The sequence below is a fragment of the Fontivita pretiosa genome, assembly GCF_050410795.1.
In the GTDB taxonomy this organism is placed as follows: Bacteria; Planctomycetota; Phycisphaerae; order Tepidisphaerales; family Tepidisphaeraceae; genus Fontivita; species Fontivita pretiosa.
This window is the reverse complement of sequence record NZ_CP191258.1, coordinates 5,479,036-5,497,414: the sequence shown is the minus strand read 5'-3', so window position 1 is coordinate 5,497,414 and position 18,379 is coordinate 5,479,036. Positions and strand designations below refer to the sequence as shown.

General features: G+C 64.1%; 14 protein-coding genes. 10 read left to right on the top strand and 4 right to left on the bottom strand.

What is annotated here, in order from left to right; translation table 11 throughout:
• Positions 1-11 precede the first annotated feature (11 nt).
• The 4 genes from ACQS5P_RS22255 (at position 12) to nadB (ending at position 6,138) form a co-directional block, all read left to right on the top strand.
• A complete protein-coding gene (locus ACQS5P_RS22255) occupies positions 12-1,289 on the top strand; it encodes an MFS transporter (RefSeq protein ID WP_428938816.1) in 1,278 nt (425 codons plus the stop codon).
• Positions 1,235-2,731: an FAD-dependent oxidoreductase gene (locus ACQS5P_RS22250; protein ID WP_428938815.1), complete on the top strand. Its 1,497-nt coding sequence runs from the start codon at positions 1,235-1,237 to the stop codon at positions 2,729-2,731. Before ACQS5P_RS22255 ends, ACQS5P_RS22250 begins: the two co-directional genes overlap by 55 nt.
• A 106-nt stretch (positions 2,732-2,837) precedes the next feature.
• A complete protein-coding gene (locus ACQS5P_RS22245) occupies positions 2,838-4,370 on the top strand; it encodes a hypothetical protein (protein ID WP_428938814.1) in 1,533 nt (510 codons plus the stop codon).
• Positions 4,371-4,467: 97 nt separating this feature from the next.
• Positions 4,468-6,138 carry an L-aspartate oxidase gene (gene nadB / locus ACQS5P_RS22240; RefSeq protein ID WP_428938813.1) on the top strand — a complete coding sequence of 557 codons (1,671 nt, stop codon included), beginning with the start codon at positions 4,468-4,470 and terminating at the stop codon, positions 6,136-6,138.
• A gap of 48 nt (positions 6,139-6,186) precedes the next feature.
• Here the strand turns inward: nadB and ACQS5P_RS22235 are convergent, their stop codons facing one another.
• Complete coding sequence (locus ACQS5P_RS22235) at positions 6,187-8,034, bottom strand: peptidoglycan D,D-transpeptidase FtsI family protein (protein WP_428938812.1); 1,848 nt, start codon at positions 8,032-8,034, stop codon at positions 6,187-6,189.
• Between the two features lie 329 nt (positions 8,035-8,363).
• On the opposite strand from ACQS5P_RS22235, the gene ACQS5P_RS22230 reads away from it, so the two are divergent.
• Together ACQS5P_RS22230 and ACQS5P_RS22225 are read left to right on the top strand one after the other, a co-directional pair.
• Positions 8,364-9,989, top strand: a complete 1,626-nt coding sequence (locus ACQS5P_RS22230; protein WP_428938811.1) for a sodium-dependent transporter — start codon at positions 8,364-8,366, stop codon at positions 9,987-9,989.
• Positions 9,986-10,201 (top strand): hypothetical protein, encoded by a 216-nt coding sequence (locus tag ACQS5P_RS22225; RefSeq protein WP_428938810.1) that lies wholly within the window; start codon positions 9,986-9,988, stop codon positions 10,199-10,201. Before ACQS5P_RS22230 ends, ACQS5P_RS22225 begins: the two co-directional genes overlap by 4 nt.
• A 116-nt stretch (positions 10,202-10,317) precedes the next feature.
• Here the strand turns inward: ACQS5P_RS22225 and ACQS5P_RS22220 are convergent, their stop codons facing one another.
• The 3 genes from ACQS5P_RS22220 to ACQS5P_RS22210 all read right to left on the bottom strand — a co-directional run bounded on the left by ACQS5P_RS22220 (position 10,318) and on the right by ACQS5P_RS22210 (position 14,209).
• On the bottom strand, positions 10,318-11,733 hold the full coding sequence (locus tag ACQS5P_RS22220) for a homoserine dehydrogenase (RefSeq protein ID WP_428938809.1): 1,416 nt from the start codon (positions 11,731-11,733) through the stop codon (positions 10,318-10,320).
• A 121-nt stretch (positions 11,734-11,854) separates the two neighbouring features.
• Positions 11,855-13,639: a SulP family inorganic anion transporter gene (locus ACQS5P_RS22215; RefSeq protein WP_428938808.1), complete on the bottom strand. Its 1,785-nt coding sequence runs from the start codon at positions 13,637-13,639 to the stop codon at positions 11,855-11,857.
• 126 nt (positions 13,640-13,765) lie between these two features.
• Positions 13,766-14,209, bottom strand: a complete 444-nt coding sequence (locus ACQS5P_RS22210) for an STAS domain-containing protein (RefSeq protein ID WP_428938807.1) — start codon at positions 14,207-14,209, stop codon at positions 13,766-13,768.
• Positions 14,210-14,569: 360 nt separating this feature from the next.
• Here ACQS5P_RS22210 and ACQS5P_RS22205 point away from each other — a divergent pair, with 360 nt between their 5' ends.
• The 4 genes from ACQS5P_RS22205 (at position 14,570) to ACQS5P_RS22190 (ending at position 18,376) form a co-directional block, all read left to right on the top strand.
• Positions 14,570-16,294 carry an ArnT family glycosyltransferase gene (locus tag ACQS5P_RS22205; RefSeq protein WP_428938806.1) on the top strand — a complete coding sequence of 575 codons (1,725 nt, stop codon included), beginning with the start codon at positions 14,570-14,572 and terminating at the stop codon, positions 16,292-16,294.
• Between the two features lie 84 nt (positions 16,295-16,378).
• Positions 16,379-16,816: a hypothetical protein gene (locus tag ACQS5P_RS22200; protein ID WP_428938805.1), complete on the top strand. Its 438-nt coding sequence runs from the start codon at positions 16,379-16,381 to the stop codon at positions 16,814-16,816.
• A 345-nt stretch (positions 16,817-17,161) separates the two neighbouring features.
• Positions 17,162-17,578, top strand: a complete 417-nt coding sequence (locus ACQS5P_RS22195) for an STAS domain-containing protein (RefSeq protein WP_428938804.1) — start codon at positions 17,162-17,164, stop codon at positions 17,576-17,578.
• A gap of 60 nt (positions 17,579-17,638) precedes the next feature.
• Positions 17,639-18,376, top strand: a complete 738-nt coding sequence (locus tag ACQS5P_RS22190; protein ID WP_428938803.1) for an MgtC/SapB family protein — start codon at positions 17,639-17,641, stop codon at positions 18,374-18,376.
• Positions 18,377-18,379 lie beyond the last annotated feature (3 nt).

Sequence of the window (18,379 nt, the reverse complement as noted above, 5' to 3'; positions counted from 1 at the left end):
GCCGCTGACCGATGACGCCGGCACAACAGACAACTTCGCCGTTTGCGGCGCTGCGACATCGGGCGTTCAGGCGGATCTGGATCGGCAGCCTGGTTTCCGGGTGCGGCGTGTGGGTGCAGAACCTGGCGCTGGGATGGCTGCTGGCCAGGCTGCCGCACTCGTCGCTGCTGCTGGGGTTGTATGGTTTTGCCTCGTTGGCGCCGGTGCTGGGGCTGAGCTTTCTGGGCGGCACGCTGGCGGATCGCGCGGATCGGCGACAGATACTGCTGGTGACGCAGTTCGTGCTCATGCTCGTCGCACTGGGGCTGGGCGCGCTGGCGTACTGGGGAGGAATCAACTGGTGGCAGATGATCCTGGCGGCGCTGCTGACGGGCGTGGCGCTGGCGATCAACTCGCCGGCCTATCAGGCGCTGCTGCCTGACCTGGTGTCGAAGGACGACCTGGCTGGCGCCATCGCGCTGAACTCCATCCAGTTCAACCTTGCCAGAATCATTGGGCATTCGCTGGCCGGTTTCGCGGTTGCGTACATCGGCGAGGCGGGATGTTTTCTGCTGAACGCGCTGAGTTATATCGCAATGATCTACGCGCTGCTGAGCGTGCGGATCGCATCGCAACACCATCGTGGCGACGAGATCCCCTTCGCAACGCGCGCCCGCGAGGGGCTGACATATCTGGCCGCCCGTCCCGACGCGATCCAGCTCATCCTCGCGGTCGCGTGCATCAGCCTGCTCGGCTTGCCATACTTTTTCCTCTTGCCCAAGTTCGGGCGCGACGTGCTCGGCGCCGACGCCCGCGCCCTGGGGTGGCTTACCGCCGCCGTCAGCGTCGGAGCGCTGCTCGGCGGGCTGTTGGCCACGTCGGCCCGGCGCCTTGCCGCCGATCACGACCGGCGCGGGCTGCTGTTCTGCTCCGTCGCCGCCTTCTGGCTTTGCCTGTTCGGTTTTTCGCTGAGTCGAAACTACTGGCTGTCCGTCGGGCTTCTGACGGGGCTGGGGTTCTGGCTGGTGATGACGATCACGACTGTTGCGACGGTTCTTCAGTCCGCCACACCGCCGCAGATGCGCGGGCGGGTGATGAGTGTTCACGGCATCGCCGTCAACGGCATGGCTCCAATCGGTGCGTTTCTTGTTGGTGCGGCGGCGGAGAAGTCTTCGGCGCCGATCGCAGTTGCCACGGCGGCAGGCGCGGGTTTGATCCTGTGTTCCACGGTTCTGCTGGTCAAGAGGAGGTCACGATGTGGCGCAAACAGCATACGCAGCGAGTCCTCGTTGCAGCACTCGTCTGCATGATCATCCAGGGTTGGTCGGGGCTCGTGTTGGGGCAGCAGATGATCCAGGAACCGCCGCGCAGCACGCCCGTGCTGTATGAAGCGGACGTGGTGGTCGTGGGCGGGGGGCTTTCCGGCGTCGGGGCGGCGCTGGGGGCGGCGCGCAGCGGCGCCAAGACCGTCCTGATTGAACGTACAGGCTATCTCGGAGGCTGGATCCGCGGAACCGGGCTGGGCAATGTCGTGGCCATTCAGGGCTGGCGGCCGGCGCTGACCGAAGGTGTGCTGCTGGACATCACCAGAAAAATGGTCGAGCTGCGCGCCGAGGGTTATCCCGACGTCGACACCGTGCTCAATACCGGCCATCTGCTCGTAACGAATCACGAGATGATGCCGCACGCATTTCAGTCGCTGGTGGTGGAGTCGGGCGTGAAGATCTTCTATTTCTCAACCTACAGCACGTCAATCGTGAGGGACGGGCACATCGAGGCGGTGATCATCGAAACGCCTGTCGGTCGCGGCGCTATTCGCGGCAAAGTCTACATCGATTGCACGGGTCTGGCGACGGTGGCGGCGGAGTCGGGCGCGCCGGTGAAGCGGGCCGAGGCGTTCATGGGCCTGGCGGCGTGGATGGGCGGGGTCGATGTGGCGCGATTCCAGTCGTACGAGGCGTCACTGCCTAAAGAACCCGATCCACAGATGAAAAGCTGGCTGGAAGCGAAGCTGGGCCACAAGATCGGCCGGTTCAGCTCTGACGGCAGCGGCGACATGGACTATCCGTGGGACGACTGGCTGGAGCGCAACGCCAACGTGCTGGGGCCGGCGTTTCGCCAAGCCGTGGATAGCGGGCAGATGCCGCTTTATTACACGGTCGGCAAGAAGGGCAAGGTCTCGTTCATCGAAGGACTGAAGGTGATTCAGTTCGAAGTGGCTGGCGGGATCGCGCGGCCACGGACGTACGTGGTCGGCGTTGATCCGACCAACATCGAGGAAGTTTCCGAGGCACACATCAAGTCGTCGCAGTATCTGTTCAAACTCGCCGAATTCCTCAACCGGCACGTGCCGGGGTTCGAGAAAGCGCAGATCACACGACTGGCCGAGATGACGCTGAACCGCGCCGGGCGGTCGATCGTGAATGATGCCGATCCAGCCAACGAGGATATCAACTCTCACGTGGCCCATGACGACGTGATCGCGATTCTCCAGCGTGGCAAAGACCGCGGTGCGTATGAGGTTCCGTACCGCGCGATGGTCGCCGAGAAGATCGACAACCTGCTGGCGGTGGGCAAGAGCTCATCGGGCGGGATCAAGTTCCGCACGCACATGCTGAGCGTGATCATGGGTCAGGCGGCGGGCACGGCGGCGGCGATCGCGGTGCAGGATGGCGTGCTGCCCAGGGATGTCAATATCCGCAAGGTGCAGGCCGAGCTGCGCAAGGCGGGCGTGCCGCTGCCGCAGAAGTGAGACACGGCTGGCCACCCAGACACAAGCAGCGAGGTGCAATGCGATGAGATGCGGGGATGACCGTTTGTCCGGCCTGTCCGTGGCATTGTGGCCAGCACTGATGGTCATGGCGACCTGCGCGCACCTTGCCGCCCAGACGCCACCGCAGCGAGAGGTTATTGAAGGGGTGAGCACGACCGGCCCGATCCCGGGCAAGCCTTACGACCTTGCGGGCAACCGCATCGTGTTCACGAACTGGTACTACGTGAACCCCGGCGACCTGGACTGGCGCGATTCGACGGGCAAGAGCGTCTACGTCCACGGCGACAGCGACCTGTTCGAGGCCAGGCACGTCGGCATCAACGCGCCGCGAGGGATCAGCATCGTCGCGCACAAGCCTGAAATCATCGGTCCGATCGACATCCCCGTACACCGCTGCTTCTTTCGCGACGGCGAAATCTATCGGGGGTGGTCGAACAACGCGTACTACGAATCGCGCGACGCGATGAAGTGGGAGAAGAAAGGCGATCTGGCTTTCGAAGGTCCGAACGACGACGGCGTCTACCACGTTTTCATCGATCCATCCGCGCCGCCTGCGGAGCGGTTCAAAGCCGTGTGGAGCAGCCAGATTACCCGCGCCGAGTTCGACCAGTTTCGAGCAAAGCGCCCCGATGGCTGGGAGCCGCGAGCGCTGCTGCACACGGCCGAGAACGGGATGGTGAGCTGCCTGCGCGGCGGGGTATCCGGCGACGGGATCCATTGGAAAGCTCTGCCGGATCCGCTGGTCGTTGAATACGCCGACACGCTCAACACCTGCTATTACGACACGACGCTGCGGAAGTACGTGCTGTATACGCGCTACTGGTCGGTGGGGCCGGCGTCGGAGAAGGTCAAGCCTGACATCCGCCATTCCTGGACCGACATTGGAAGGCGCGCGATCGGACGAAGCGAGTCGCCCGACTTCCGCGCGTTTCCGCCGTCGCAGCAGATCCTGGAGCCCACGCCGGAGATGCTGCCTTCCGAGCAGCTTTACACCAACTGTCACACGACGATTCCCGCCGCGCCGGATCAGCATCTGATGTTCCCGGCGATCTGGAACGCCTCGATCGACGACACGACCCGCATCGCGCTGGCCTCCAGCCACGACGGCAAGACCTGGCACTGGGTTCCCGGCGGGGATCTGATGTACACCGGCCCGTTCGGACAGTGGAACGGCGGATGCATCTGGGCGATTCCGGAACTGATGGAGCTGCCCAACGGCGATTGGGCGCTGCCGTATCTCGGGCACAACCTGCCGCACAAATATCCGCGCGGCAAGCTGGTGGGACGGATGGGTTATGCCGTCTGGCCGAAGGGGCGGCTGGTGTCGCTGCATGCCCCGGAGAGCGGACAGTTCACGATGATCCCGGTGATCGCCAAAGGCAACGTGTTGAAGGTGAACGCGCTGACCCGCCGCACGGGGTGGATCCGGGCCGAAGTGGTCGGCGGAGGCAGTGAACGGAGCATCGACGCCTGCGATCCGATCGTTGGCGATCAACTCTGGCAGCCGATCACCTGGAAAGGCTCGAAACAGACCGGCGTATCGCCGGGCACACCGATCACATTGCGATTCGAGCTGTATCAGGCAGATCTGTTCGGCGTCGAGTTCGGCCAGGAGTGAATCCCGGGCGCAGGGAACCGCAGGGCAGATCATCGGGCGCATCAGGCAGGCACGCGGCGGCTTCCGTTGTGCTGCCTGCGCTCATACCATCTTGTGTATGTTTGAACCGTTAACGCAGAGGCGATACCTGATTCCGTTTCGCGCCGCGCGGCTGCCGCAGCAGGTCACCGACGTGCTGGTCATCGGCGGGGGGGTTGCGGGGCTGCGGGCGGCGATCGCGGCGGCGGAAAACGACGCCGAAGTTCTGCTGCTGACCAAGGACACCATCGAGCAATCCAATACCTGGTACGCCCAGGGCGGTATCGCCGCCGTGCTTCAGCCCCTGGATTCCGTCGAAGCTCATATCCGCGATACCGAAGTCGTCGGCGTGGGGCTGTGCGACGAACAGGCGGTGCGCGTCGTGGTCGAGGAAGGCCCCAAACGCGTCCTGGAGCTGCTGGGCTGGGGAGCGCAGTTCGACCGACAGATCGGCAACCCGCACGATCTGGCATTCGGTCTGGAAGGCGGGCACAGCTACGCGCGAATCCTGCACGCCTGCGGCGACGCCACGGGCAAGGAGTTGGCCCAGACCCTGATCAACAAGGTTCGCAGCTTCGAAACGATCCGCATCAGCGAGCGCAGCTTCGCGATCGATCTGATCACCGAGGGCAATCGGTGTCTGGGTGCGCTGGCGCTGATCGACGGGCACGTGAACGTGATCTGGGCTCGGCGGACGATCCTGGCCAGCGGGGGAGCGGGGCAGCTTTATCGCGAATCAACCAACCCCAAGATCGCGACGGCGGATGGTCACGCGATGGCCTACCGCGCCGGGGCGACGCTTCAGGACATGGAGATGGTGCAGTTCCATCCCACGACGCTGTACGTCGCCGGGTCCAGCCGGGCGCTGATCACCGAGGCGGTTCGCGGCGAGGGGGCGCATCTGGTGGACCGCAACGGCCGGCGATTCATGAGCGACTATCACCCGATGGGCGAGCTTGCACCGCGCGACGTGGTCAGCCGGGCGATTGTCGAACAGATACGCAAGACCAACTTCACGCACGTGTTTCTGGACGTGCGGCATCTGCCGGCCGAGCGGTTCCGGGCCAGGTTCCCCCAGCTTGCGCGGCTGTGCGAGCAGTTCGAGATCGATCCGTCGCGCGACCTGATCCCCATCCACCCGGCGACGCACTACATGATCGGCGGGGTGGATGCGGATCTGATGGGCCACACCAGCCTGCCGGGGCTGTATGCCATCGGCGAGGCGAGCTGTTCGGGCTTGCACGGCGCCAACCGGCTGGCGAGCAACTCGTTGCTGGAAGGGCTGGTATTCGGTGCCCGCGCCGGTGCCGACGCCGCGCAGCAGGCCCGGGGCGACGAGACCAAGTTCCCGCTCCAGCTCGAGCACAGGATTGCGCCTTCGGACAAGACCGAGCTGGACATCGTGGACGTGCGCAACTCGCTGCGAAGCGTGATGTGGCGAAACGTCGGCATCGAGCGCACCGGCGAGCGGTTGAGCGAGACCCGCGAGATCATCGCCTTCTGGAGCCGATACGTCATGGACAAGACGTTCAACGTGGCGGATCACGGTCCGGCGGGGGCGATCGCAGGCTGGGAGCTTCAGAACATGCTGACGGCCTGTTTTCTGATCACGACGGCGGCGTACACGCGAACGGAATCGCGCGGGGCACACTACCGGCTGGACTACCCCGAGCGCGACGACGCCCACTGGCGACTGCACCTGCTGTGGCGAAGGCCGATGGAGACGCCAATTCCCGAGCCGATCGAGTAGAAGCAGCTCGAGTGATTGCCGGGCGAAGGGGCGATTGGCGCGGGCATGTCAATCCTGCGCGGCCGATGCCGTCCGCGGCGGCAGGGAGGAGCGCGGAGCATACAGCTTCGGATCAAACGCGTACAGAACGGAGGCGATCTGCGGCGGCGGTGGCGGCAGGTCCGGCGAGGCTGGAATCTGAAGATACGCCAGCGCCCGTTCCAGCGCGCGTGCGGCGGCGGGCGCCGAGACCGTCCCGCCGTAGTGGGCCTTGGATCGGTCCGGTTCGTGGATGATCATCGCGATGACCAGTCGCGGGTTCTCGTACGGCGCGCCACCGATGAAGCTGCTGGTGTAGCTCTGGTCGTTGTAGCCCCCACCGCGGCTGAGGTGCGCCGTTCCGGTCTTGCCGAAGATGTTCCAGTGCCTGGATCTGGCCCTGGTCGCGGTGCCGCGGACGGGCACGTCGGCCAGGATTCGCCGCACTTGGGCGGCGGTAGCTTCATCCAGCACCTGTGGCATGTCTTTCAGCTCCGGCGCTGGCCAGCGCGAGACGACCGAGCCATTTTCGTCGAGGACTCCTCTAACCAGTCGCACGGGCACAAGCCGTCCGCCGTTGGCGTAGGCGCACATGCCGCGGGCGAGCTGGAGCGGCGTGACCAGGACCGAATAACCCTGCACCGCCGAAACCACGTCTGAGTTTCCCCACTGTCGCAGCGGCTTGAGCATTCCCGGGTCTTCCCCGGGCAGCTCGATGCCTGTCTGTTGTCCCAGCCGCCAGCTTCGCAGCGCTTCATACACCCGTTGCTTGCCCAATCGCTCGCCGATCATGGTCATGCCGATGTTGCTGGATTTGACCAGCACGTCCCATGTCGCCAGCGACTCATATGGATGCACGTCGGTCACTAGCTTGGCGCGCAGCGAGGACTTGTAATGCGGGCCGTGAATGGGAAACACCTCGTTGATTCGCGTAAGCTTCCAGGCCAGCGCCGGGCCAACGATGAAGGGCTTGAGGGTTGAACCGGGTTCGAATGGGTCGGTCAGGCACCGGTTGCGCCGAATCTCCTTTGTCGAATCCTCCAGATTCTGCGGATTGAACGTGGGATAGTTCGCCAGCGCCAGCACCTGCCCGCTGTTCGGATCCATCACCACGACCTCGCCGGCCTTGGCGCTGAACTGCTGGCAGGCGGCGGCGAGCTCCTGCTCGGCGATCATCTGGATGTTGGCATCGATGGTGAGGATCAGATGCTGCCCGTTCTGCGGGGGCAGGTAGTCTTCGGCACTGACGGCAATGGCTCGACGCCGCGCGTCTTTGAGTGTGCGCTTGTAGCCGTTGCGTCCGGCCAGCAGCTTCTCGTATTTCAGCTCCAGACCTTCCAGCCCGACGCCCTCGGCGCCCACCCCGCCCAGCACATGCGCCGCGATCGAGCCCATCGGGTAATAGCGCACGTTCATCGGCGTCAGCCCGACCCCCGGCAGTTTCATCCGCTCGATCTGCTGGCAGGTCTGCTCATCGAGGTTGTCTGCCACGCGAATAAACCGGCTGGTGTAGCGATCGCCCAGCAGCTTGGCCAGCTCAAACGGATCGGCATCGATGAGTTTGGCCAGTTGTTCAAGGGCCTTGTCCATGTCCACCAGGCTTCGTCCGTCGGCCTGGAATTCGTCCTGCATGAACTTGGGGTCTATGAAAAGCGAGAGCGTCTGGACGGTTCCGGCCATGAGCAGGCCGGTCGAGTCGAAGATGCTTCCTCGCCGCGCGTAGAGGACTTCGGTCTGATGCTGCTGTCGCTCGGCCTTCTGGATAGTCTGCTCGCGGCCATAGGTCTGGAGGTAGCCGACGCGTCCGAGCAGGACCAGCATGGACCCGGCGATCAGGGCGATCGCGACAGTGGCACGGATGGCACAGAAGCGGTGCATGACAAAGGCGAAGTCGGAGTCGATCGCTCGATCGGGCGAACCGGGTCAATCGAGGCTGATGCGCCGCCAGCCGTCGCCAGCGGCGGTCCGATAATTCATCGGCAAGCCGTGCCGCAGAAGATGAGCCAATTGTGGCATGGCCGGCCCGGCCATGCAGGGTGCACTCGAGCTCGAAAGTCCGACGTCCGAGCTGTTCATCGCTTCATGCTGCTGGCCACGGGCGAGACGTCTGTGATGCAGGTGGCGTACTTGGCTCGAGCGCCGCAACCTGTGCGGCGGGCGCGGGGGTTGTGTGCCGGGCGAGGGTCGATAGTATGCTCGGGGCTGTGATGAGCCAAATCGTTCAGGAGCAACCACTGCAACAGCAACCGCGACAGAACTGGGCCACGCGATTCGGCGTGATTCTGGCGGTGATGGGCAGCGCCGTGGGGCTGGGAAACTTCCTGCGGTTTCCGGGACTGGCGGCCAAGTACGAGGGCGGGGCGTTCATGATCCCGTACTTCACGGCGTTCCTGCTGCTGGGTCTGCCGCTGGCGTGGGTGGAGTGGGCCATCGGGCGCTATGGCGGGGCACGCGGCTTCAATTCCTCGCCAGGCATTTACCGCATGCTCACCCGCGGGCCGATCGCCGCGTTCTTCGGTTCGCTGGCCGTGCTCGTGCCGGTTGTAATCTACATGTATTACGTGGTGATCGAGGCCTGGTGCCTGGGCTATGCCTGGTACATCGCCACTGGAAAACTGGCGCTGGGCACAACCGACAAGACGCCTTACGTGAACCTGTTCCGCGCATTTACCGGGCTGGACGAGAACGGGCTGGGCATTCAATCACAGGGTGGTGCCGCGGCGATCCTCGTGTTGCTGTGTTTCCTGTTGAACTTCGGGCTGATCTATCGCGGGCTGACCAAGGGCATCGAGCGGTTCTGCACGTGGGCGATGCCGGCGCTGATCGCCTGCGCGCTGATCGTTCTGGTCCGCGTGCTGACGCTCAACACGCCCAACCCCGACAGACCCGAGCTGAACGTGCTGAGCGGATTGGGGTTCATGTGGAACCCGCGAACCGAGCGGCTGGGATTCTTCGAATCGCTGGCCAACGGGCAGATGTGGCTGGAGGCGGCCGGGCAAATCTTCTTCTCCCTTTCGGTCGGTTTCGGGATCATCATCAACTACGCCAGCTACGTGCGGCGGGATGACGACATCGTCCTGTCGGCGCTGACCAGCGCGGCAGGAAACGAATTCTGCGAAGTGGCGTTGGGCGGGCTGATCACGGTGCCGGCGGCGTTCATCTTCCTGGGCGCCGCGGGCGTCGGCGGCTCGCTGTTCACTCTGGGGTTCATCACGCTGCCGATGGTTTTCGCCTCGATGCCCGGTGGACAGATCGTCGGCACGCTCTTCTTTTCACTGCTGTTTCTGGCGGCACTGACCAGCTCGCTGTCCATGCTCCAGCCGGCCATCGCGCTGCTGGAGGAAGGCCCGGGCATGAGCCGGCGTGTTGCGGTGGCGGTGCTGGGGTTCATCACTCTGGTCGGCTCGGGTTTCGTGATGTATTTCTCCAAGAACCTTGTTGCCCTGGACACCTTCGACTTCTGGATTGGCACCTTCTGCATCTATATCCTTGCGATGTTTCAGGTATTTCTGTGGGGGCGGGCGTTCGGCGTGGACAGGGGTTACGAGGAAATCACCCGCGGCGCCGAGCTGCATCTGCCTCGATGGGTCATGTACGTGATCCAGTACGTCTCCCCGACATACCTGGTCATCGTCTTTGTTGCGTTCCTCTGGCAGCAGCTTCGCGCCACCGAGGCCAATCGCTTCACCGCGCTGATGCACGACCTGCCCACAAAACTGTCGGTGGGATTCATCCTGGCGGTGTGGATGCTGTTCGGATTGCTGGTCAGCCAGTCGTTCAGGCGATGGTCTGCCAACCAGCGTGCCCGTGGATTTGAGGTCAATCTCCGATGATCGCGCAACTGGAAACCCCCACTGGAGCAACGCCGAACTTTGAGCTGACGGCGGCGGGTTGGGTGGTGATGCTGCTGTCGGTGGGGTTTGTGACGGCGCTGCTGATCTGGTGCATCTACCGCGTGCTGCGGGAAAGCTCTCCGGAGAAGGTTCACAGCCAGGTGGACATCGAACCTCCGGACGAAGCAGCGGAGAGGCAGCATGCGAAATGAGACGGGGGTTGGGGGGATACTTTCCCAATGGATCCCGCGGCTGCGCTGCGCTACGCCGCGGCGTGGCGCAGCGCAGCCAAAGGATCACAATCCGCTTTAGCGAACTTCAAAAGACCTCACTCCGCTGCAAACTCTTCGGGCTGATCCATGATTCGCAGGCAGACCGTCGGCGGCTGGATCGTCGCCAGGGCGTCAATCTCCTTCAGCGCCTGGCGGACATCTCCCTCGCGCGCCCGGTGCGTCGTGATCACCACCGGCACATATCCGTCACCATCTTCGCTCTCCCGCTGCATCACGGCGCTGAGGCTGATCCCGTGTCGGCCAAGCGCCGCAGTCACCTGCGCCAGCACGCCCGGCTGATCCTTCGCCGCCAGCCGCAGGTAATAGCGCGATTTCAACTGCTCGATCGGCAGGACCCGCGCCGCGGGCGTCTGGTCGGGAAAGACGTGCAGCCGTTTGAACAACTGCGGGGTTGTCCCCAAAGCCACGCCGACCAGATCGGAGACAATCGCGCTGGCGGTTGGGGTTCGTCCGGCACCACGTCCGTAGAACAGGGCATGCCCCAGGGCGTGGCCGAAAAAGCTGATCGCGTTGAAGCTGCCCGAGACCTGCGCAAGTTGATCCTCGCGATGAACCAGCGTCGGGTGCACGCGCAGACACAGCAGCGGCTGGGAGTCGGACGTGTGCGGCGGAGGCATGGATGCTGCCGCCGCCTGCGCCGTGCCCGAACCTTGGACCGCCGACTCCGAGCCATTCACGCGCTCGGCAATCGCCAGCAGCTTGATCACGTACCCCAGATCCGAGGCGTAGCCGATGTCCGCTGGCTGAAGCTTGTCGATTCCCTCGACATGGATGTCGCTTTCGGCGATGCGGACGTTGAACGCCAGCCCCGCGAGGATCGCCAGTTTCTGCGCCGTGTCCCGTCCGGAGACATCCAAAGTCGGGTTGGCTTCGGCGAATCCCGCCTTTTGCGCGTCGGCCAGCGCCTGGGCGTAGCTGTGGCCTTTCTGGGTCATCTGGGTCAGGATGAAGTTGCAGGTGCCGTTCATGATTCCAAGCAGCGCCTGGCAGCGGTTGGCGATCAGTCCGTGCAGCAGGGACTGGATGATGGGGATGCCCCCGCCGCAGGACGCCTCGAACGCGATACACGTATCGTGCTGACGCGCCAGGGCGAACAGTTCCGGCCCGCGCGCCGCCAGCAGGCTCTTGTTGGCCGTCACCACCGGCTTGCCGAGCCTCAGGGCCCGCTCGATAAACGATCCGGCGACGCCGGTGCCGCCGATCAACTCCACGACAATATCGCTGCCCGGATCGTCGATTGCCGCATTGGCGTCGGTGGACATAGGCAGCTCAGCGTGGTTGGGCGGGTAGTCATTGCGATCCTTGACTACAACATGTCGAAGCTCAAAATCGATCCCGGTTCGTCGATACAGTAGATCCCGTTGCTGACGGAGAATACGCTCCACTCCGCCGCCCACCACCCCACAACCCAACAGGCATACGCCCACCGTTGATTTCCCATTCGCTGCCATCGCAAGCTTCCGGCAAGTGCAGATAATGCTGATCAATGCAGCAGGAGATTGGCCGATCCAACCCGCGCTGCGGGCAATGTAGCGCCTGAGAAACGGTGAATCAAGCCGACGGTGCGGCGGTTCAGATGGTGTAGGCCCACTCTTCGCTGTCTTCCAGATCGACGCCGGAGATATCGAACGAGCCGGCGCCGAGCTGTCGGGCGCGGGCCACGGCGCGTCGGGCGCTGGTGAAGACGCCCGGCCCGGCCTCAAACACGTTGTCGCTGCCGAGCAGGTCGATCAGCCCGTAGGCGCGCAGCGTTCGCATCAGTTCGGGCCGGACACCGCAGAGCACGACGTGCCTGCCCTGATCGCGCATGTCGCGGACGAATCGCTCCAGCACGTGCAGGACGGTAGCGTCGATCGAGTGCGTCCGCTTCAGCCTCAGAATCACCACTCGCACACTGCGCGTCAGCGCAAGGGCTGTCAGATGGTCCTGCAATTCGTCGGCGACGGCGAAAAACAGGTCGCCCTCGAGCTGGAGGAACACCACCTTCTGCTGGCCGTCGAACCGATCCGGCAGCGGACGCTCCAGAAACGTGCCGCTGGATCCGGGCGCCTGAACCATTTCCGCCATGTGCAGCCGGCTGGCGGTACGCAGGTACATCGCGATGTTCAGGAAGATGCCGACGAAAATCGCAAACTCCAGCGGCGCCAGGATGGTGGCCAGAATGGTTGCGAAGCAGACGATGGCGTCGGGGCGGCTGGTGCGCGCAATGCGCGCGACGAATCGCCAGTCGATCAACCGATAGCCGATCACCATCAGCACCCCCGCCAGACTGGAAAGCGGGATGAACCTGGCGTAGTCGGCGAAGCAGAAGAAGATCGCGGCGACGAACAGGGCATTGAACACGGCGGCGAAACGTGTTTCGGCGCCGGCGGCGTAGTCCAGGGCCGAGCGCGTGAAGCTCCCGGAGCCGGGAATGCACTGGAAAAAGCTGGTCAGCGCGTTCTTCACGCCCTGGGCGAAGAACTCCTGATTGGGATCGATCCGCTCGCCGGTGTGTGCGGCGATGGATTTGCCGATGGCGACTGATTCGAGCAATCCCAGGATCGCCAGCGCCAAAGCACCAGCAAACAACCCGCGGGCATCGTTGAGCGAAATCTGCGGGATGTGAAACCCGGGAAACCCGCGCGGCAGCGAGCCGATGATGCTCACTCGATCGCTCCAGCCGGCCAGCGCCACCACGCCGCCCGAGAGCACCACCGCCAGCAGTGCCCCGGGCGCAAACCGTGAGATCAGCCGCAAACCCACCACCACCGCGATCGCCCCCAGACCAATCATCACCGACAGCGGATTGGTCTGAGCCAGGTTCGGCCACAGACGCTCCAGAGCGCCGATTGCTCCCGGCAGGCTGCTTTCGGTTGCGGGGCTGACGCCCAGCAGATTGGGCAGTTGTCCGACCGCGATGAGCACTCCGGCGCCCGCCGCCACGCCGACAATCACGCTGCGGCTGACGTACCGTACCAGATCGCCGAGCCTGGCAGCGGCGAATGCGACCTGTATCAGCCCCTTGATCAACGTCAGCCCGAAGACCAGCTCCAGGTAGGCCGTGGGAGACAGTTGCGCCACACGCGTTGCGGCGGAGGCGATCAGCAGGGACTGCGTGTTGGTCGGCCCGGTGGTCAGATGTTCGCTGGAGCTGAGCATCGCCCCGATGACGCCCTGGAGAATCGAGGAATAGATTCCGTACACCGGGGGCACACCCGCCACCAGCGCATACGCCATCGCCTGGGGGATCTCCACGACGCAGACGGTAAGTCCGGCAAGAAGGTCTTTGCGCAGCTTGTGGAGGTTGTAATGCCGGATGGTGTGAATCGGCGGGCCGAGCAGCGACACGCCGGGAACACGGGAAAATTGTGCCATCGCCTCTCAGCCTAGGGGCAATGGCCGGATCGTTCAATGACCCGCGCAGTGACGAACCCACGATCCACCGGCGGGGTATACGAGGGCTGGTCTGTGACGGCGTGGCGAGTGTTGCCGGTGGTGCAGTTAGACCTTGGCCAGGTCCTTTTCGATCGAGTCGGCAATCTTTGCGAAGGCGGCGCGCATGGGACATTCCACCTGGGCCAGGGCACGGTGACACTGCATGACGTGCCGCATCAGCTCGCGCGGATCGTGAGAGGCGGCGGGCAGCACATACCACTGTCCGATGATCGGCGGCGCCTGGGGCAGCGCCGGCAGGATCCGGTCGATCCCGCAGGCGCCGAACAGTTTCTGTCGTCGCTGCTGGCAGGCGAATATGGCATATCGCGGGCTGCATTCGCCGCCACCGGACTCGCGCACGCCGCCAAACCTCCGCCACAGGCTCACCAACCCGCCGAGAAACGTGCTGTCCAGATACTCGCAGGCGGACAGGTCATACACCACCATCGCCGACGGATCGCTTTCGAGTGTGCGCACAGCGATGTCGCTGGCGGGCTGGCTTTCCTGCATCGTTCCACGTCCTTCCACTCGGATGCAGCAGCCGTTGGGGATGGCAGCAACCTTGATGATCGACAAGGCAGGCGACGCCATTGCGGAATCCTCCGTGTGCCGCGGCCGGCGTGGCCGGGCACGTGGGCAACCGGGACGTGAGAACCGATGACTATCATACCAACCTTGGTCGCGCCGGTGTCCGAGGATTGCGGAGAAAATCGTGTTGCGCCAACCGGGGACGAAACAGTCCGGTGGCACGTCCGCGCGCCGGCCGGTCACTTCCTCAAAGATCACGCTCGGAAGTGAAACAACTGGACGATTCGCTCGTCTCAACATACGTTGCATCACCGCACCAGCCCCCGGGAGGCGCAGATCACGATGCGGACGACCATTGCTTCAGTGCCGCGGGCCGGCGAGCCTGCCGCCGCGCCCGCCCTGGCTGGCCTGCCCATCGGATCTCGCTTGCGCGCAGCCGCCGCCGCGCTGTTGCCCTGTGCGGTGGCCCTGGCAATGGCCACGCTCTCGTTCTGGCTGTTCACCCGCAACAACGACTTTCCCGTCTCGTATCACCCCGATGAGCACTCCAAGGCCGAGCAGATCATGCTCCCCTGGCAGCCACGCAACTTCAATCATCCGCTGTTGCTGCTGGAAGTGGCCAATCTCTGGCGGCAGACGTTCGATGTGCCGATCCAGGTGCGGGAGCTGGTGATCGCCGGGCGAAGCTGCTCGGCGCTGCTGGCCTCGATCGGGGTTTTCGCGGTGGCGATGGCGGGGTACGTGGCGCTGGGGTGGGTAGGGCTGCTGGTGGTCGGATCGGCCGTGGCGCTGTGCCCGCCACTGCTGGTTTATGCGCACTACTTCAAGGAAGACACGGCGCTGGTGTGCGGCATGATGCTGGCGATTCTGGGTGCTGCATTGAGCATCCACACGCGGCGGTGGTGGACGCAACTGCTGTCGGCGGGGGTGTTGGGTGTGGGCTGCGCCGCGGCCCTGAGCGGCAAGTACGTCGGCGCGATGACCGTCGTTCCCGGCCTGATCACGCTGCTGATCGCCGGATTCACCCGCTGGTGGGTATCGCCGGCCCGGCTGGTTACGTTCGTCGTCGTGATGCTGACTGCGATCGTGGCGATCAACTTTCGCGCGTTCCGGGACTGGCGACGACTGGAGCTGGCGCAGCCGGCCGACTATGCCATTCGCGAAGAGTTCGACCACGCCACCAGTGGCCACTCCGGGCTGCGATTGCCGAGTCCGAATCTTTACTGTCTGCGCGTCGCCACGGGCGAAACCATGCTGCATCTGTGGCTGCTCGGCGCCGCCGGCGCCGCCGCCGCCGTCGCCTGGCGCCCCCGAAAGCCCAGCCGATGGGCGATTGTCCTGGCGGCGTTTCTGCTGGCGTATACCCTGGTGCTCAGCTACAACCGAATCCCCTTCGCCCGTTACGCCTTGCCCATCACCATCTGTCTGTACACGGCGTTGTCGATGCTGGCGGCGGCGGGGATCAGGCGGCTGCAACGTCACCGCCCGGCGCTGGGGCTGGCCACGCTGATCGCAACCCTGATCTGCATCATTACCCTGCAGGCCAATCGCTGTATCAACTTCAATACCCAGTTTCGCGACGACAGCCGTCAGAGACTTCGCGAGTGGGTCGCCCGCAACCTGCCGCACGACGCCCGAATCGTGGCCGATGGATATACGGATCTGGGCGGGCAGGGAGACCCCTGGCGATTTCCGGAGCAGAGCCGGGTGCGGCAACGCGTCATGCAGCTCATGTTCGCCGCCGACGCCGCGCCCACTCCCGCCGATTTGGCCAATGAGGGTGTCCAGTACGTTGCCGTCGCATCGTACACCTACGAGCGATTTTTTGTTCCCGGCGTTGAACCGATGCCCGGCACCCAGCCCGAGCGATCCTTTCATCAACGCGCTGATTTCTATCGCAAGCTGTTTGAGCAGGGTAAACTCCTGTGGCAGTCGGTGCCGTCGCCGTCAACAAATGCCTACGTCAACATGGAATTGCGGCTGTATCAGATCGACCATCTTGCCGACCCGAGCCGGCCACGCCCGCCGCCTCGCGCCAGCCCGTTGCGGCGGTTGTTGCGATTCTGATGGAAGAAAGCAGCAGGTGCCGGCAACTGTACGTCCGTCGCACAAAACAGTGGTTCCCCCAGGCTCTTCAGATAAGGAGCGAACATGTTGGCCAATCGCAGACTTGCAGGTCTGGTTCTGGTGTTGTTCGGCGTGGTCGGTGTGCTCGTGGGCGCGGTTGCGGCGGCCGAGCAGGGCGAAAAGAAAGCGCCGGACGTTTCGGGAACCTGGAAGTGGACCGTTCAAGGCCGCGACGGTCAGTCACGCGAGATCGTCCTGAAGCTCAAGCAGGAAGGCCAGACGCTCACCGGCACGCTGCTGGGCTTCGGCAACACTGAGGTCCCGATCAGCGACGGGAAGATCAGCGACGACGGGCAGATCAGCTTCAAGGTCGTCCGCAAACGTGAGGACCGGGAGTTCACCACGAACTACACGGCCAAGCTCGAAGGCGATGTGCTCAAAGGCAAGAGCGAGATGACCACCGCCGACGGCCAGACCCGCACTCGCGAATTCGAGGCGACGCGCGTGAAGGAGCCCGCGTAAGCGCCAACCCGGCGCGAAATCCGCTCCGGCACTCTGGCTAGAGTTTTGTACCCGTGTCACGGGCGTCGCGCGCGTGTGGGATGATCTGCCGCACGGGCGGGACGCCCGTGGCACGTCCGAGCCAACTGTGGCATGGCCGTCCTCCGGCCTATTCACCACTTCGTGCCGCTCAGCACGGGCGAGACGCCCGTGACACGGTCTGGCCAGCATCTGGACGATTGCACGGTACCCGCGTGCTTGCGGAAATCCGTGTGCCCGACATTTTACGGTGATCGAGCCGTGGACTCGGTCTCAGCTTTGGTTTAAACTGGGTGCTCGTCGCGGCATGACGCGATCCGCTCGTACATGACACAGGCCAACAACAACCTCGGCAGCAGCCCGGGCAGCGGACCATTGGCCGCGGCGGCTTCGGTCCCGTTCATTGTCCAGCAGGTTGACAAATTCACCGTCATCGAATTTCGACAGCCTTCCCTGATGGACCCCGTCCAACTCGAAACGATCGGGCAAAGCCTTTATCGTCTGGTCGACGCCGAGGATCGCCGAAGGATTGTTCTGGACTTCGAGAAGGTGCAATACCTCTCGTCGCAGGCGATCGGCATCATCCTGACGATGAACAAGAAGCTTTCGCAGCTCAAGAACAGCCAGCTTGTGCTCTGCGGCGTGGGACCGCGATTGCAGGAACTGCTGAAGATCACCCGCCTGGACCGTCTTTTGACCATCCGCCCGACGCAGCGCGAGGCGGTGAGAGTCGGCGCGGTGTGATCCGTCGCAGCTCGCGGCAGCTTCTGCGGCATTGCACACACTTCTGCTAAGATTGCTGTAATGATCTCGCTGATCGACACGTGGGACCTGGCGTTACGGAACTGGGCGGCGGGGCTGGGCTGGCCCATGGAAGCGTTCCTGCGGTTGCTGCTGGCGGCGGTGGCGGGAGGGCTGGTGGGGCTGGAACGCGAGCTGCGAGGCCGGCAGGCAGGCTTCCGCACCAACCTGCTGGTCTGTGTCGGCTCGGCGCTGGTGATGATCGTCTCGGCACAATTCGCCTTCTACCCCTGGCAGGCGGCCCCAGGGGTCAACATTAACGTCGATCCGGCCCGCATCGCCTATGGCGTGATGACCGGCGTGGGTTTCCTGGGCGCCGGAACCATCATTCAGCACCATGGCTCGATCCGCGGGCTGACCACAGCCGCCGGACTTTGGTGCGTCGCCGCTGTCGGGCTGGCCATCGGATTTGGCATGTATCTGCTGTCGGCGCTGGCCAGTCTGCTGATCTTGGTGGCGCTGTGGCTGCTGGATTACCTGGAGGGCTGGTTGCCCAAGCTCCGCTATCGCACCGTAACGCTGCGGACCCGCTACGCCCCCGGATGCGTCGCCGACGCCGTCAGAAAATTCAAGCAGGGTGGCCTGGATGTCATCGACGCCAGTTTCGAGCGCAGTCCGGACCTGGCTCACGCCGACATCCACCTGCGCGTCGTCTTTGTTAACGCCGATCAATATTACGGGGTCGAACGGCAGATCGAGGGCGACGCCAACTACCAACTGATCGCCACTCGCGAGTTGTGAGCC